Origin of the sequence: Microbacterium sp. NPDC008134 (assembly GCF_042957055.1) — a bacterium.
Lineage (GTDB): Bacteria > Actinomycetota > Actinomycetes > Actinomycetales > Microbacteriaceae > Microbacterium.
The window spans coordinates 2,128,991-2,144,836 of record NZ_JBIBHO010000001.1; the positions used below are offsets into that span (position 1 = coordinate 2,128,991).

Consider the following 15,846-nt stretch of genomic DNA (forward strand, 5'->3'; position numbering starts at 1 on the left):
CCTTCTTCGTGAGTGCCGTCAGCGGCGCGCGAGTCCGCGGTTGATCTGTCGAGCCCACAGCGGGCCCCGGTAGAGGAATGCCGTGTAGCCCTGCACCAGGGTCGCACCGGCCGACAGTCGCTCCTCGACGTCGGCAGCCGTCTCCACTCCCCCGACCGCGATGACGCAGAAGCCCTCGGGGACGGCGGCGCGCACGACGCGGAGCACCTGGAGCGAACGCTCCTTCAACGGCGCACCCGACAGCCCTCCCGCCCCGGCCGCGGCGACGACAGCGGGGTCGGTTCGGAGGCCCTCCCGGCTGATGGTCGTGTTGTGCGCGATGATTCCGGCGAGCCCCTCGGCCACCGCCATCTGCGCGATCGCCGTGATCTCCTCATCGGGGAGATCGGGGGCGATCTTCACCAGCAGTGGCGTCGCTCCGGAGGCGTCGCGCACCGCGCGCAGCAGCGGAGCCAGCGTCTCGACTGCCTGGAGCCCGCGCAATCCCGGCGTGTTGGGGGACGAGACGTTCACGGCGAGGTAGTCGGCGAGCGGGGCCAGCCGGGTGGCCGAGGCCACGTAGTCCGCCGTCGCATCCTCGACGTCGACCACCCGGCTCTTGCCGATGTTGACGCCGATGACGGTGTTCGGGGCGCCCCGTCGCAGACGCGCGAGACGTCGCGCGGCGGCATCCGCGCCCTTGTTGTTGAAGCCCATCCGGTTGATCACCGCGCGATCGGGCACGAGTCGGAAAAGCCGCGGCTTCGGGTTCCCGTCCTGCGGGATCGCCGTCACGGTCCCGACCTCGACGTGCCCGAACCCGAGTGCGGCGAACCCGCGCACGCCCACGGCGTTCTTGTCGAAGCCCGCGGCGATGCCGAACGGCGAGGGGAACGTCAGCCCCAGAGCAGTGACCTGCAGCGAGGGATCGGGACGCGTGAGCGAGCGAGTCACCACGGAGAACGGCGGCACACCGAGCACGCGGATCACCGCCATGCCGGCGTGGTGGGCGAACTCGGGATCGAAGCGCGAGAGGACAGCGCGGAAGAGCAGCGGATACATCACTGCCAGATTACCTCTCGGCGGACTCCGCCTTCGCGTGGTCCGCCCGGAGGTCGCTGATCGCCGATTCGAAGTCCTCGAGGGAGTCGAACGCCTGGTACACGCTCGCGAAGCGGAGGAATGCGACCTCGTCGAGCTCGCGCAGCGGTCCGAGAATCGCGAGACCGATCTCGTTCGCGTCGAGCTGCGAGACGCCCGTCTGACGAACGGCCTCCTCCACGCGCTGCGCGAGGATGGCCAGATCGGCTTCCGTCACCGGACGCCCCTGGCAGGCCTTGCGTACGCCGGAGATGACCTTCTCGCGGCTGAACGGCTCCATCACTCCCGATCGCTTGATCACGTTGAGGCTGGCCGTCTCGGTGGTCGTGAACCGACCGCCGCACTCGGGACACTGTCGGCGTCGACGGATGGAGAGGCCGTCGTCGCTCGTGCGGGAATCGATCACACGGGAATCGGGGTGACGGCAGAAGGGGCAATGCATCCGTACAACCTACTCCGTGAATCGGGCTTCGATCGCCTCGCCGTGCGCGGGCAGGATCTCGCTGTTCGCCAGCGCGACCACACCGTCGCGCACCTCGGCGAGAGCGGCCCGGTCGTACGAGATCACCTGCTGCGGGCGCAGGAACGTGTAGGCACCGAGACCGGGCGCGTATCGCGCCTGTCCCCCGGTCGGCAGCACGTGGTTGCTGCCGGCCATGTAGTCGCCCAGGCTGACGGGCGTCTGGTCTCCGACGAACACCGCTCCCGCGCTGGTGAAAGCGGATGCCGCGGCCTCGGCGTCGGTGAGGTGCAGTTCGAGGTGCTCCGGCGCGTACGCGTTGCTGAACGCGGCCGCCATCGCGCGGTCGTCGACGAGCACGATCGCGGACTGCGGTCCGTCGAGAGCGGCGGACACCCGCGCGCTGTGCCGGGTGGCCGCTCCCTGAGCCGCGACCTCCGCGGCCGCACGGGTGGCGAGGTCCTCCGAATCGGTGACGAGCACGGCGGAGGCCTGCTCGTCGTGCTCGGCCTGGCTGACGAGATCGGCGGCGACGAGACGGGCGTCGGCGGAGGCATCGGCGACGACGAGGATCTCGGTCGCTCCGGCCTCGGCATCCGTCCCGACCACACCCGCGACCGCACGCTTCGCGGAAGCCACGTAGTTGTTGCCCGGGCCGGACACGACGTCGACGGGATCGAGGCCGACACCGGGGACACCCCACGCGAACGCGCCGATAGCACCGGCGCCTCCCATCGCGTAGACCTCGGTGATCCCGAGCAGCGCGGCAGCGCCGAGGATCGTCGGGTGGATCCGCCCGCCCTGATCCGCCTGGGGCGGCGAGGCGAGAGCGATCTGCGTGACGCCCGCGACCTGCGCCGGAACCACGTTCATGATGACGCTCGACGGGTACACCGCCTTGCCCCCGGGGATGTATACGCCCACCCGGTTCACGGGCTGCCACCGCTGCACGATGCGCGCACCCGGCCCGAGCAGAGTCGTCTGATCCGCGGGGACCTGCGCGGCGGAGGCGAGGCGCACGCGGCGGATCGCCTCCTCGAGGGCGGCGCGCACCTCGGGAGCGAGCGCGTCGAGCGCTTCGGAGATGTGCGAGGCGGGAACGCGGATCGCGTGGTCGCTGACGCGGTCGAATCGCTCCGCCTGCTCGCGCAGGGCGGACTCCCCCTGCGCACGCACATCGTCGACGAGCCGGGCGGCCGTGTCGAGCGCCTCGGCGCGTGCCTGTGTCGCGCGCGGCACGGCCGCGAGCATGTCTGCCGGCGAGAGCTCGCGCCCCCGCAGATCGATGATTCGCACTTCAGCCCTTCGTGATGCCGGAGATGTCGTGGAGGTACCCGATGCGACCGTCGTCGTGACGGACGACGAAGGCGCCGCCGCGGTCCTCGATCACGAGCGCCCAGGCCTGCGGCCCGATGCGGAAGATCGCCTCGCCGCGCTCATCGTGCACGTCGCGCTCCGACGGCGCGAGGATCCAGAACGGCTGCGCGGCCTGGGCGGGCTCGCGGGGGTGCGTCGCCTCGGGATCGACGACGACGGACCCGTCGCCCATGACGTCCGTCGGATGATCCGTTGCCGCACCGGTCGGAGCCGGGACCGGCTCGGCGACCTCATCGAGGAAGGACTCGATCTCGCCGGTGTCGGAGATGATCTCGGGTGCACGGGAGCGCCGCGAGTAGGACGGGGTGTACTCCTCCTCGGCGATCGCTTCCTCGGTGCCGGTGCCGCCACCCGATGCGTGTGCGGCCAGCGGAACCTGCTGCGGCAGGTCGAAGCGTGCGATCTCGTCGGTGGCGTGGCCGTCGGGGGCGTCGGTGTCGAGGGCGGCACGACGGGTGGTCGGCGGACCCGCATGTTCTTCGGCTTCGTCCGCCGCGGGAGACTCCTCGGACTCAACCGTCGCGGCGTCGGTTCCTGCACCCTCGTCGGTTCCTACAGCGTCATCGACTCCCGCAGCAGCGGAAGCGGGGCGGTCAGCGCGCGGACGGGCGATGACCGGACGCACCGGGTTCGCATTGCGGTGCGCCAGCGTGACCAGCCGGCCGTGGAAGTCCTCCTTCAGCCCCGGGACGATCGGAGCGAAGACCGTGAGCACGACCAGCGCGAGGGACGCGACGAGTTGCACGATGCCGACCCAGTTGAGCGTCCAGAATCCGACCTCGATCACCGCGGCGATCGACGCCCACAGGGCGCTGACCCACGTCACCGCGGAGACGGTGAACGCGACCGAGGCGAACTGGTCGATCCCGAGGGAGCCCACACGACGGATGCCGTCGGGCGAGAACCGCCGGAGCACGACCAGGAACACGGCCGCCGTCGGCACGCCGATCGGCAGGACCCACTGGATGCCGGAGCCCCAGATGGATGCTCCACCCGTCAGGGGGAAGAAGGAGACGACGAAGGCGATCAGCCAGACGCCGACGATCGCGAGTTCGCGGAGCGTGAATCCGAGGATACCGAACTCCGGGGTCACTTCTTCGTCGTACAGGACACCGTCCTCATCGAGGAACGCCTCGTTCTCGGCATCCACGTTATCGGGGATATCGGTACTCATGGGTCTTCCTTTCGTCACGACGCGCAGAGGGGGATGCGCTTCCGACGCGTCCTGATAATACCCGCTCAGCCCAAGCAACCCGGTCCGAGGAGCGACTTGAGGTCACCGAACAGATCGGCGGACACCTTGACCGGCATCGGAACCTCGAAGACCTTCGCCGTGCCACCGCGATGCACGCGCAGCAGGACCTCGGTCTCGCCCGAATGACGCCGGAGCACATCCGCGAGCTCGTGCATCACACGCTCCGTGGCCCGCTGCTCGGCGAGAACGAGGGCGAGTGGTCCTGCGGCATCGAAGGACCCGACATCGGGGGCGAACGCCGACTGCGCATGGAGATTGAGTCCGTCGTCACGGCGCGACACGCGGCCGCGCACGGCAAGGATCGAATCCTGCTGGAGGACGTGCTGGAACTCGGTATAGGTCTTCCCCATGAACATCACGGTGACCTCGCCGTTGAAGTCCTCGACCGTGATCATGCCGTAGGGATTCCCGCTGGCCTTGGCGACCCGGTGCTGGACGCTCGTGACGAGACCCGCGACCGTCACCTGGTCGCCGTCCTGGAGGTCCTCCGAGTTGTTGAGGACGTGGATCGAGATCGAAGCATGCTTCGCGAGCGGCACCTCGAGTCCGGCGAGGGGGTGATCGGAGACGTAGAGTCCCAGCATCTCCCGCTCGAACGCCAGCTTGTCCTTCTTGGTCCACTCGGGGCGGGCCGGCACCTTCGCCGGTGCAGCCTCCTCCATCCCCTCGTACAGACTGTCGAAGTCGAAACCGATGGCGCCCTGCGCCTCGTTCCGCTTGCGGTCGACAGCGGCCTCGACGGCGTCTTCGTGGATCTCGACGAGCGCTCGACGGGAGTCGCCCATGGTGTCGAAGGCACCGGCCTTGATGAGGGACTCGACCGTGCGCTTGTTCGCGACGTGCAGCGGCACCTTGTCGAGGAAGTGGTGGAAGGAGGTGAAGCGCTCGTCCTTCCGCGCCTGCACGATTCCCTCGACGACGTTGCTGCCGACGTTGCGCACGGCACCGAGTCCGAAACGGATGTCATCGCCGACGGCCGCGAAGAAGTTGATCGACTCCGAGACGTCCGGCGGCAGCACCTTGATCCCCATACGACGGCACTCGTTGAGGTACAGCGCCATCTTGTCCTTCGAGTCGCCGACGCTGGTCAGCAGCGCCGCCATGTACTCGGCGGGGTAATGGGCCTTGAGGTACGCGGTCCAGTACGACACCACTCCATAGGCGGCGGAGTGCGCTTTGTTGAAGGCGTAGTCGGAGAACGGCAGCAGGATCTCCCAGAGCGCGTTGACCGCGCCGTCGGAGTACCCGTTGGCGTGCATACCCGCCTGGAAGCCCTCGAACTGCTTGTCGAGCTCGGACTTCTTCTTCTTACCCATCGCGCGACGGAGGATGTCGGCCTGACCGAGCGAGAATCCAGCGACGCGTTGGGCGATCGCCATGACCTGCTCCTGGTAGATGATCAGACCGTAGGACTCCTCGAGGATGTCGGCGAGCGACTCGGTGAACTCGGGGTGGATCGGCGTGATCGGTTGCTGGCCGTTCTTGCGCAGCGCGTAGTTCGTGTGCGAGTTCGCCCCCATGGGACCCGGGCGGTAGAGCGCGATGAGTGCCGAGATGTCGCCGAAGTTGTCGGGCTTCATCAGTCGCATGAGCGATCGCATCGGCCCGCCGTCGAGCTGGAAGACCCCGAGCGAGTCTCCCCGCGCGAGCAGGTCGTACGCGCCCTGGTCGTCGAGCGCGAGGTGCTCGAGGTCGAGTTCCTCTCCCCTGTTCATGCGGATGTTGTCGAGGGCATCGGAGATGATCGTGAGGTTGCGGAGCCCCAGGAAGTCCATCTTGATGAGGCCGAGCGTCTCGCACGAGGGGTAGTCGAACTGCGTGACGATCTGACCGTCCTGCTCACGACGCATGATCGGGATGATGTCGAGCAGCGGCTCGGACGACATGATCACACCGGCGGCGTGCACGCCCCACTGCCGCTTCAGCCCCTCGAGACCGAGCGCACGATCGAAGACGGTCTTCGCCTCCGGGTCGGTCTCGATCAGGGCCCGGAACTCGCTCGCCTCCTTGTACCGCTTGTGAGCGGTGTCGAACATGCCGCCGAGCTCCATGTCCTTGCCCATCACGGGCGGCGGCATCGCCTTGGTCAGACGCTCTCCCATGCTGAACGGGAAGCCGAGGACTCGTCCGGCGTCCTTCAACGCCTGCTTCGATTTGATCGTGCCGTACGTGACGATCTGCGCGACGCGCTCGGAGCCGTATTTCTTGGTCACGTAGTCGATGACCTCGCCACGGCGACGGTCATCGAAGTCGACGTCGAAGTCGGGCATCGAGACACGATCGGGGTTGAGGAAGCGCTCGAAGATGAGGCCGTGCTCGAGCGGGTCGAGGTCGGTGATCTTCATCGCGTAGGCGACCATCGACCCCGCACCGGAACCACGCCCCGGACCGACCCGGATGCCGTTGTCCTTCGCCCAGTTGATGAAGTCGGCGACGACGAGGAAGTATCCCGGGAAGCCCATCTGGAGGATGATGCCGGTCTCGTACTCGGCCTGCTTGCGGACCTTGTCGGGGATACCGCCCGGATAGCGGTAGTGGAGGCCGGCCTCGACCTCCTTGATCAGCCAGCTGTCCTCCGTCTCGCCGTCCGGCACGGGGAAGCGCGGCATGTAGTTCGCCGCGGTGTTGAACTCGACCTCGCAGCGCTCGGCGATCAGGAGCGTGTTGTCGCACGCTTCGGGGTGGTCTCGGAACAGCTGGCGCATCTCGGCGGCGGTCTTGATGTAGTAGCCGTCGCCGTCGAACTTGAAGCGATTGGGGTCGTCGAGCGTCGATCCCGACTGCACGCACAACAGGGCCTCATGCGCGTCTGCCTCGTGCTGGTGTGTGTAGTGCGAGTCGTTCGTCGCGACGAGCGGGATGTGGAGATCCTTCGCGAGGCGGAGCAGATCGGTCATCACGCGGCGCTCGATGGAGAGCCCGTGATCCATGATCTCGGCGAAGTAGTTCTCCTTGCCGAAGATGTCCTGGAACTCGGCCGCCGCCGCGCGCGCCGCGTCGTACTGCCCGAGGCGGAGTCGCGTCTGCACCTCGCCCGACGGGCATCCGGTCGTCGCGATCAGGCCCTTGCCGTACGTCTGCAGCAGCTCGCGGTCCATGCGGGGCTTGAAGTAATACCCCTCCATGCTCGAGCGCGAGCTGATGCGGAAGAGGTTGTGCATGCCCTCGGTGCTCTGGCTCCACATCGTCATGTGGGTGTAGGCGCCGGAGCCCGACACGTCGTCGCTCTTCTGGTCGGGCGAGCCCCACTGCACGCGGGTCTTGTCGCTGCGGTGCGTGCCCGGGGTCATGTATGCCTCGAGCCCGATGATGGGCTTGACCCCCGCGTTGCGCGCCGCGTTGTAGAACTCGAACGCCGCGAAGGTGTTGCCATGATCGGTCACGGCGATCGCCGGCATGCCGTATTCCGCAGCCGCCTGGGTCATCGCGTTGATCTTCGCCGCCCCGTCGAGCATCGAGTACTCGCTGTGCACGTGCAGGTGGACGAAGGAGTCGGATGCCATGCGTTCGAGTCTACTTTCGGCATCCGACATCCGGCCGCCGGACGGGGTCACCGAGCGTCAGTCGGACAGATCGAGCCGCATGAGAATGCGCGGGAATCCGTTCAGGCGCGAGGTCGTGTCGGCCGACTTCCGGAAGCCGGCCTTCTCGAACAGCCCGCGCGTGCCGACGTACGCCATCGTCAGGTCGACCCGCTCCCCCGCGTTGTCGACGGGGTACGCCTCGATCGCCGGCGCTCCCTGTGCACGGGCGAACGCGACGGCCCCGTCGACGAGTGCGTGCGAGATGCCCTGCTTGCGATGACCGGGCCGTACGCGGATGCACCACAACGACCAGACGTCGGCGTCGTCGACGTGCGGGATTCTCCGGTTGGTGGCGAAACTGGTGTCGCGTCGAGGATGCACGGCTGCCCATCCGACCGGCTCATCGTCGAGATACGCGATCACACCGGGAGGCGGGTCTTCGGCGCAGAGGCCGCGTACGCGTTCGGCGCGTTCCTCACCGCGAAGTCTCTGGTTCTCGGCGCTGCGGAGCCGGTAGCTCAGGCAGAAGCACACGTTCGACGTCGGTTTCTTCGGGCCGACCAGAGTCGCGACGTCGGCGAAGACCGTGGCGGGGCGAACTTCGATGTCCATGCGGACAGTATGGCTCCGGCATCCGACATCCGCCGCCGAACCGGCGATCACTCGCCCCGGAGCACCGCCAGGGCATGCTCGAAGTCGGCGGGATACGGCGACTCGAACTGCACCCAGTCGCCGGTCGTCGGATGCGTGAAGGCGAGCTGGTGCGCGTGCAGCCACTGCCGGGTGAGGCCGAGACGGGCCGACAGCGTGGGGTCGGCACCGTAGAGCGGGTCGCCGACGCACGGATGCCGGTGCGCCGCCATGTGCACGCGGATCTGGTGGGTGCGGCCGGTCTCGAGGTGGATCTCCAGGAGCGACGCGCCGGGGAACGCTTCGAGCGTCTCGTAGTGGGTGACCGAGGGTTTGCCGTCCGGCGTGACCGCGAACTTCCAGGAGTGGTTCGGATGCCGTCCGATCGGCGCATCGATCGTTCCCACGAGCGGATCGGGATGCCCCTGAACCACCGCGTGATAGATCTTCTCGACCGTGCGCTCCTTGAAGGCGCGCTTGAGGTGGGTGTAGGCGGCCTCCGTCTTGGCGACGACCATGAGCCCGCTCGTGCCGACGTCGAGCCGGTGGACGACGCCCTGGCGCTCCGGAGCGCCGCTGGTGGCCACGCGGAACCCTGCCGCCGCGAGTGCGCCGACCACCGTCGGCCCGTCCCAGCCGAGGGAGGGATGGGCCGCGACGCCGGTCGGCTTGTCGACCACGACGATGTCATCGTCGTCGAACACGATCCCGAGCTCCGGCACCGCGATCGGGACGATCTTCGGCCCTTCCTTGGGCTGCCATTCGACCTCGAGCCATCCCCCGCCACGCAGCCGGTCGGACTTGTCGAGCGTCACGCCGTCGAGACGCACGCCGCCGGAAGCCGCGACCTCGGCCGCGAACGTCCGGGAGAAACCGAGCATCTTCGCGAGGGCGGCGTCGACGCGCGCGCCCTCCAGGCCGTCGGGAACCGGCAGTGAACGCGACTCCACGGTCAGCGCTCGTCTTCGACCGACGCCGCCGGTCGTACGACGTCGTCACGTGCGGCGAGTTCCTGCTCCGCTGCTGCGGCCTCCGCCTCTTCCTCCGTCTCGACGGGCGCGTGATCGCGTTCCCGCGATCCATCGAAGCGCAGACCGAAGACGACCAGCAGGGCGACGGAGATCATGCCGCACACGATGAAGATGTCGGCGATGTTGAAGATCGCCGGCATCATCCACGGCATGGAGATCATGTCGACGACATGTCCCACCGGGAAACCGGGATCACGGAAGAGACGATCGCCGAGATTGCCCAGCACACCACCGAGCAGAGCACCGAGCACGACGGCCCAGAGCCGGGATCGCAGGCCGAAGGCCTTCCAGACGATGACGCCGGCGACGACCGCGAGAGCGATCGTGAAGATCCAGGTGACGTCCGATCCGAGCGAGAACGCCGCTCCGGGATTGCGGACGTAGTACAGCTGAAGGAACTCACCGAGGACGGGAACCGGCTCCTGGTACGGGAGGTTCTCGGTGGTGAGGTACTTCACAAACTGATCGGCGGCCAGCACGAGCGCTGCGAGAATCGCAACGATCGCACCGGCCGCCGACCGACGAAGGGGAAGGCGTGGGCTCAAGACCTACGACCTACAGTCCGATCGCGGAGACGGGCGTCGAGTCCGTGGAAGCCGACTTCTCGTCGAGGTCGCGGAGCTGACCCTCGATGTAACCGCGCAGCTGCGAGCGGTAGTCGCGCTCGAAGTTGCGGAGCTCGGTGATCCGGGCCTCGAGGGTGTTGCGCTCGCGCTCGAGACGTGCCGACTCCTCGCGCTGCTTCGCCTCCGCCTCGGTGCGGATGCGGGCGACCTCGGTCTCGGCATCGGCGATGAGCTGGTTGCGCTTCGCCTCACCCTCGGCGACGTGCTCGTCGTGCAGGCGCTGCGCGAGCTCGATGATTCCGGCGGTCGCCGTGGCGGAGCCGGACGGAGCGGCCTCCGCAGGAGCCTCGGCGGCGGGGGCCGGAGCCGCAGGCACGGGTGCCTCGACGACGGGAGCGGCCGCGACCGGCTCGGCGGCCGGAGTTGCGCCCGACTCGTAAGCGGCCAGCTTGGCCTTGAGCTCGACGTTCTCCTCGAGGGCCTTGCGCCACTCGATGACGATCTCGTCGAGGAAGTCGTCCACCTCGTCCGGGTCGAAGCCGTCCTTGAAGCGAACGTGCTGGAACTGCTTGGTGACGACGTCATCCGGGGTAAGTGCCATGATGGCTCCTCTTTCGGTGAGTTCGGTTGCCAGTTTCGATATGGCGTGGTCGTGATCTGGCGCGAACCCGGGGCGCGCACCTGGGAGCCAGCATAGCCCCCGTGCCTGAGCGCCGCGATGTCACGACACCCGAGGAGGAGGAACTGGCGGGACTCAGATGAAGAGTCGGACGATGTTCATCAGGATGAGCACGATGAGCATCGTCAACGCGAAGCCGAAGTCCAACGACAGTGTGCCGATGCGCAGTGGCGGGATGATCCGCCGGAAGAACCGGATGGGCGGATCGGTGACCGTGTAGGCGGCTTCCGCGACGACGAGGCCGAATCCCTTCGGACGCCACTCCCGGTTGAACAGGGGGATGTAGTCGAGGATCAGCCTCGCGAAGAGGACGAAGATGTACAGCAGCAGCACCAGATGGATGATGCTCGCGGCGATCGAGACCAGCTGCACGGCTTACTACTGGTCGAAGCCCGCGGACTCCGCGTCCGCGTGCGCGATACCCCCCTGGCCCGACACGGCGATGTTCTCCGGCGAGAGCAGGAAGACCTTGGAGGTCACGCGCTCGATACGACCGTAGAGGCCGAGGGAGAGACCGCTGGCGAAGTCGATGAGACGGCGGGCGTCGGCATCGCTCATCTGGGACAGATTGATGATGACCGGAACACCCTCGCGGAAGCTCTCGGCGATCAGCTGGGCGTCACGGTACTGCTTGGGGTGGACGGTCAGGATCTCGTTCACGGCACCCACCGAAGGCTGACGGACGGCGACGGGACGACGCAACGGAGTGACCGGAGCCGGAGCGGGCTCTTCACGGTCTCGGTCGCGGTCACGCTCGCGGTGAGCGCGAGCGGGCGCCTGCTGCTCTTCTTCATAGGCTTCTTCCTCATCGGCGAGGCCCAGGTACACCATGGTCTTCTTCAGCGGGTTACCCATCGTGTCCTCCGGTTCGAACGATACGGGTTGGTCTGTGTAGAGGCTAACCCCGGTCGGGGCGGGGGCCGGTGATTGCCGACCCGATGCGAAGGTGTGTCGCGCCTGCCGCGATCGCCTCGACGAAGTCGCCGGTCATCCCCGCAGAGATCCACGTGGCGTCGGGAGCGACCCCGCGCACGTCGTCGGCGACGCGACGCAGACGCGCGAAGGCGGATGCCGGCTCCTCGTCGAGAGGCGCGACGGCCATGACCCCGCGCAACCGCAGCGACGGAAGCGCAAGGACGTGCTCCGCAAGGGCGGCGGCTTCCTCAGGCTGGACGCCCCCTCGTCCGGCGTCCGGTGTGAGGTTGACCTGGACGAGGACGTCGAGCACGTCGTCGCTCTCGGCGGCGCGATGCAGCGCGTCGGCGAGACGTGCACGATCCACGGAGTGGACGACGTCGGCACTGCGACGGATCGCCGCGGCCTTGTTCGTCTGCGCCTGGCCGATGAAGTGCCAGGTGAGATCCAGTTCCTCGAGCTCGGCGCGCTTGGCGGAGAGCTCCTGCTGCCGGTTCTCCCCGACCTGTCCGACCCCGAGAGCGCTGAGGTCGCGCACGAGCGCGGCGGGATGGAACTTCGTCACGACGATGCGCGTGATCTCCGCGGCATCCCGCCCGGCCCGGCGCGCGGCATCGGCGATCTGGTCGTCGATCGCCGACAGCCGCGCTCCCAGGTCGGTCACTTCAGGAATTCGGGGATGTCGATGTCGTCGTCGGCGAACGCCGGCTCGATGCTGGTCGTGTGTGCGCGCTGCGGGGCGGCGGCGGGCTGAGCCTCGGAGGTCTCCTCCTCGGCCACGGCATCCTGCTCGTCCGAGAGCGCGACCTCCGGGAGCGTCGCCGTGGCGGGACGCGACACGACCATCGGGTCGAGGCGCAGGGAAGGCTCGCCTCCGTCGAAGCCGGCGGCGATCACCGTCACGCGCACCTCGTCGCCGAGGGTGTCGTCGATGACGGTACCGAAGATGATGTTCGCCTCGGGGTGCGCCGCTTCCTTGACGAGGTCCGCCGCGTCGTGGATCTCGAAGATACCCAGGTTCGACCCACCCTGGATCGAGAGCAGCACGCCGTGCGCACCCTCGATGGATGCTTCGAGCAGCGGCGATTCGACGGCGAGCTCGGCCGCCTTGATCGCCCGGTCGGCACCGCGCGCGGAGCCGATGCCCATGAGCGCGGAACCCGCGCCCTGCATGACGGACTTCACATCGGCGAAGTCGAGGTTGATGAGACCCGGGGTCGTGATGAGGTCGGTGATGCCCTGCACACCGGCCAGGAGGACCTGGTCCGCGGTCGCGAAGGCCTCGATCATCGAGATCCCGCGATCGCTGATCTCGAGGAGGCGGTCGTTCGGCACGACGATGAGGGTGTCGACCTCTTCCTTGAGCTTCGCGACACCGGCTTCGGCCTGGCTCTGACGGCGACGGCCCTCGAACGAGAACGGCTTGGTGACGACACCGATCGTGAGAGCGCCGATCGACTTGGCGATCCGTGCGACGACGGGCGCACCACCGGTTCCGGTACCGCCTCCCTCGCCCGCGGTGACGAAGACCATATCGGCGCCGGTGAGGGCCTGCTCGATCTCCTCCGCGTGGTCTTCGGCGGCACGCCGACCGACCTCGGGGTCGGCTCCGGCGCCGAGCCCGCGGGTGAGCTCGCGCCCGACGTCGAGCTTGACGTCGGCGTCGCTCATCAGCAGCGCCTGTGCGTCGGTGTTCACCGCGATGAACTCGACTCCGCGGAGACCGAGATCGATCATGCGGTTGACGGCGTTGACGCCGCCACCGCCGACGCCGACGACCTTGATCACGGCGAGGTAGTTCTGGTTCTGGCTCATGGCCGGCCTCCGAGTTTTTCGAGCCTGGATCGGGCCAAACCTTAAACCTCAAGTAGAGGTGTAAAGTATTTCCCGGTATTGCGTTCTCTTGATCGAAGGTATGCGCCGCATCGACATGCGCGCGCAGCGAGATGGGCGTGTCGCGCGTTTCCTCGCGAAAGTCGTCAGCCGACGACGGCGGTCTTCGAAGAGGACACGTCGATCGTCGTGGCTGCGGGGTAGGCAGCCAGGGTTCGCGAGAGGATGACGCCCTTGGTCGCCGACTCCTCATCACTCCCCCACACGACGGTGAGACCGCTGCTCAGCGTCAGCGTGACGTCATCGGCGGTGGTCGCCCGCACACCCGTCAACTGCCCGCGGACATCCGCCGGCAACGAGCGGATGACGAGGCCCGCACTCTCGAAGGCGACCGAATCCGCGCCTCCGGCGATGTCGAGGAGCGGCTGCCCCTCCGGCTGATCGGTCGTCGTCGCGAGTGCCACACCCGCCGCGTCGACGAGCGTGTATCCGGCATCCGATCGCAGCACGCCCACCGGGGTGCGCTCGACGATGCGCACCGTGAGGTCGTGCGGTGGGCGGGCCTCGAGGGAGTAGGTCTCGATGAGCGGGAAGCCGAGGAGCGCCGCCTTGATCTCGCTGCTGTCGACGAGTGCGAGCGGGGTGCCGATCTGATTGCCGAGCGCCGCCTCGAGGGTAGCGGGGTCGAGGGTGGTGGCGCCGACGATCGTGATCTTCTCGACGGCGAACAGCGGGCTGTATGCGGCCGCTACGCTCCCGCCCACCAGCAGGAGAAGAGCGCCGACGACGCTCCACCCTACGATGCGTCGACGACGGGATCGCTGCGTGAAGCGACGGATCTCTGCTCGGAGCGCCTTGCGACGAGCGCGGGCCGCGCGCCAGACGTCGCGAGTGGAGGTCGGCGTGTCGGCCTCTGCGACGCCCGGAACATCCGCCCCGGCTTCCTGACCGTGCTCCGCCTCCACCGCGTCATCCGCGTCGACCGGCTCGGCCTCGCGCGGTGCACGACGCGGCAGTCGGGGCGACGACGGGCGGGCTCCCTCCGCCGGGTCCTTCGGCCGATCGGTCGGCAGCGGAGCTGGGCGGCGCACGGACTACGCCCCGTCGGTCCGGCTCAACGCGTCCAGCACCTGAGGGATCATCTGGTAGACGTTCCCGCAGCCGAGGGTCACCACGACGTCACCGTCCCGGGCGACGGTCGCGGTGTAGTCCGAAGCCTGCTGCCAATCGGCGACGAAATGCACGTGCGAGGGATCACGGAACGCACCGCTCACGAGCTCGCCGGTGACTCCGGGCACCGGATCCTCCCGCGCGCCGTACACGTCGAGCATCACGGTGTGGTCGGCGTACGTCTCGAGGACGTCGGCGAACTCCTGGTACATGTGCTGTGTACGCGAATAAGTGTGGGGCTGCTGGATCGCGATCAATCGGCCGGAACCCGCGATACCGCGCATCGCCTCGAGTGCGGCCCTGACCTCCGTCGGGTGATGCGCGTAGTCGTCGTAGACGCTCACGCCTCGCGCGACACCGTGCAGCTCGAGGCGCCGGACCGTGCCGGCGAATCCCTCCACGGCGCGGACGGCATCCACGAGCGGATACCCGAGCGCACCGAGCACGGCGACCGCCCCGGCGGCGTTGATCGCATTGTGCACGCCGGGAACGGCGAGCTGCATGCGCACGCTCTCACCGTCACGGGTGAGGGTGGCGGCGACCGCGCCCGCCGTCTCGATCTCGGTCACGCGCAGGTCGGCGTCCTCGGCCTGCCCGAAGGTGATCACCCGGGGGTGGGAGAGATCCGCTCCCACCCGGAGCGCGCCGGCGTCGTCGCTCGAGATCACGACGGCTTCGGAGGCGGCATCCGCGAATCGGACGAACGCGTCGTGGAACGCCTCTTCCGAACCGAAATGGTCGAGGTGATCGGGGTCGACGTTCGTGATCAGGGCGACCGCCGTGTCGTAGAGCAGGAACGTGCCGTCGGACTCGTCCGCCTCGATCACGAAGAGGTCGCCCGACCCCGTGGCGCTCGATGCGCCGAGTTGCTCGATCACACCGCCGTTGACGAAGTGCGGGTCCGCGCCGAGGTCCCGCAGAGCCGTGACGATCATCCCGGTGGAGCTCGTCTTGCCGTGCGCTCCGGCGACCGAGACCAGACGGCGGTCGCCGATCAACCAGTGCAGCGCCTGCGAGCGATGGATGACGTGGAGCCCTCGTTCCTTCGCGGTGACGAACTCGGGGTTCTCCGGCCAGATCGCGCCGGTGTGCACGACGGTGTCGGCATCGCCGAGGTGAGCGGCGTCGTGACCGACGTGCACCGTCGCACCGGCGGCCGCCAGCGCCCGGAGATTGTCGCTGTCGGCGCGGTCCGATCCCGAGACGCGGATACCCGCATCGAGGAACATCCGAGCGAGGCCGCTCATGCCCGAACCGCCGATGCCGATGAAGTGCGCGGCGGTGATCGAATCGGGGATCGGCAGGGTGAGGTCAGGTCTGATCATG

Annotated in this window: 15 protein-coding genes; all 15 read right to left on the minus strand. The window is 68.1% G+C overall.

The genetic code is table 11. The features are described 5' to 3' along the window. Positions 1 to 18: 18 nt before the first annotated feature. The 15 genes from ACFY9N_RS10170 to murC all read right to left on the minus strand — a co-directional run bounded on the left by ACFY9N_RS10170 (position 19) and on the right by murC (position 15,845). Positions 19 to 1,041 (minus strand): quinone-dependent dihydroorotate dehydrogenase, encoded by a 1,023-nt coding sequence (locus ACFY9N_RS10170; protein WP_391478377.1) that lies wholly within the window; start codon positions 1,039 to 1,041, stop codon positions 19 to 21. 10 nt (positions 1,042 to 1,051) lie between these two features. Continuing rightward, positions 1,052 to 1,522: a transcriptional regulator NrdR gene (nrdR, locus tag ACFY9N_RS10175; protein ID WP_391478378.1), complete on the minus strand. Its 471-nt coding sequence runs from the start codon at positions 1,520 to 1,522 to the stop codon at positions 1,052 to 1,054. 9 nt (positions 1,523 to 1,531) lie between these two features. Then, positions 1,532 to 2,836: a histidinol dehydrogenase gene (gene hisD / locus ACFY9N_RS10180; RefSeq protein WP_391478379.1), complete on the minus strand. Its 1,305-nt coding sequence runs from the start codon at positions 2,834 to 2,836 to the stop codon at positions 1,532 to 1,534. 1 nt (position 2,837) lies between these two features. Continuing rightward, positions 2,838 to 4,091, minus strand: coding sequence for a hypothetical protein (locus tag ACFY9N_RS10185; RefSeq protein WP_391478380.1), 1,254 nt, complete (start codon positions 4,089 to 4,091; stop codon positions 2,838 to 2,840). Between the two features lie 65 nt (positions 4,092 to 4,156). Continuing rightward, positions 4,157 to 7,675, minus strand: coding sequence for a DNA polymerase III subunit alpha (gene dnaE / locus ACFY9N_RS10190; RefSeq protein ID WP_391478381.1), 3,519 nt, complete (start codon positions 7,673 to 7,675; stop codon positions 4,157 to 4,159). Between the two features lie 57 nt (positions 7,676 to 7,732). Continuing rightward, positions 7,733 to 8,308, minus strand: a complete 576-nt coding sequence (locus ACFY9N_RS10195; RefSeq protein ID WP_391478382.1) for a GNAT family N-acetyltransferase — start codon at positions 8,306 to 8,308, stop codon at positions 7,733 to 7,735. 47 nt (positions 8,309 to 8,355) lie between these two features. Beyond that, positions 8,356 to 9,276 carry an RluA family pseudouridine synthase gene (locus ACFY9N_RS10200; protein ID WP_391478383.1) on the minus strand — a complete coding sequence of 307 codons (921 nt, stop codon included), beginning with the start codon at positions 9,274 to 9,276 and terminating at the stop codon, positions 8,356 to 8,358. 2 nt (positions 9,277 to 9,278) lie between these two features. After that, positions 9,279 to 9,815: a signal peptidase II gene (gene lspA, locus ACFY9N_RS10205; protein WP_391478384.1), complete on the minus strand. Its 537-nt coding sequence runs from the start codon at positions 9,813 to 9,815 to the stop codon at positions 9,279 to 9,281. 97 nt (positions 9,816 to 9,912) lie between these two features. After that, positions 9,913 to 10,524, minus strand: coding sequence for a DivIVA domain-containing protein (locus tag ACFY9N_RS10210; RefSeq protein ID WP_391478385.1), 612 nt, complete (start codon positions 10,522 to 10,524; stop codon positions 9,913 to 9,915). A gap of 153 nt (positions 10,525 to 10,677) precedes the next feature. After that, entirely contained in the window at positions 10,678 to 10,974 is a 297-nt protein-coding gene (locus ACFY9N_RS10215; protein ID WP_247622092.1) for a YggT family protein, read from the minus strand. A gap of 6 nt (positions 10,975 to 10,980) precedes the next feature. Then, on the minus strand, positions 10,981 to 11,457 hold the full coding sequence (locus ACFY9N_RS10220; protein ID WP_247956408.1) for a cell division protein SepF: 477 nt from the start codon (positions 11,455 to 11,457) through the stop codon (positions 10,981 to 10,983). Between the two features lie 43 nt (positions 11,458 to 11,500). After that, positions 11,501 to 12,181 (minus strand): YggS family pyridoxal phosphate-dependent enzyme, encoded by a 681-nt coding sequence (locus ACFY9N_RS10225; RefSeq protein WP_391478386.1) that lies wholly within the window; start codon positions 12,179 to 12,181, stop codon positions 11,501 to 11,503. After that, positions 12,178 to 13,332 carry a cell division protein FtsZ gene (gene ftsZ, locus ACFY9N_RS10230; protein WP_391478387.1) on the minus strand — a complete coding sequence of 385 codons (1,155 nt, stop codon included), beginning with the start codon at positions 13,330 to 13,332 and terminating at the stop codon, positions 12,178 to 12,180. The genes ACFY9N_RS10225 and ftsZ overlap by 4 nt, the downstream gene beginning before the upstream one ends. A gap of 164 nt (positions 13,333 to 13,496) precedes the next feature. Further along, positions 13,497 to 14,441: an FtsQ-type POTRA domain-containing protein gene (locus ACFY9N_RS10235; protein WP_391478388.1), complete on the minus strand. Its 945-nt coding sequence runs from the start codon at positions 14,439 to 14,441 to the stop codon at positions 13,497 to 13,499. Positions 14,442 to 14,444: 3 nt separating this feature from the next. After that, the gene (gene murC / locus ACFY9N_RS10240; RefSeq protein WP_391478389.1) at positions 14,445 to 15,845 is read right to left on the minus strand and encodes a UDP-N-acetylmuramate--L-alanine ligase; all 1,401 of its coding nucleotides are present in this window, start codon (positions 15,843 to 15,845) and stop codon (positions 14,445 to 14,447) included. Position 15,846: the final 1 nt, after the last annotated feature.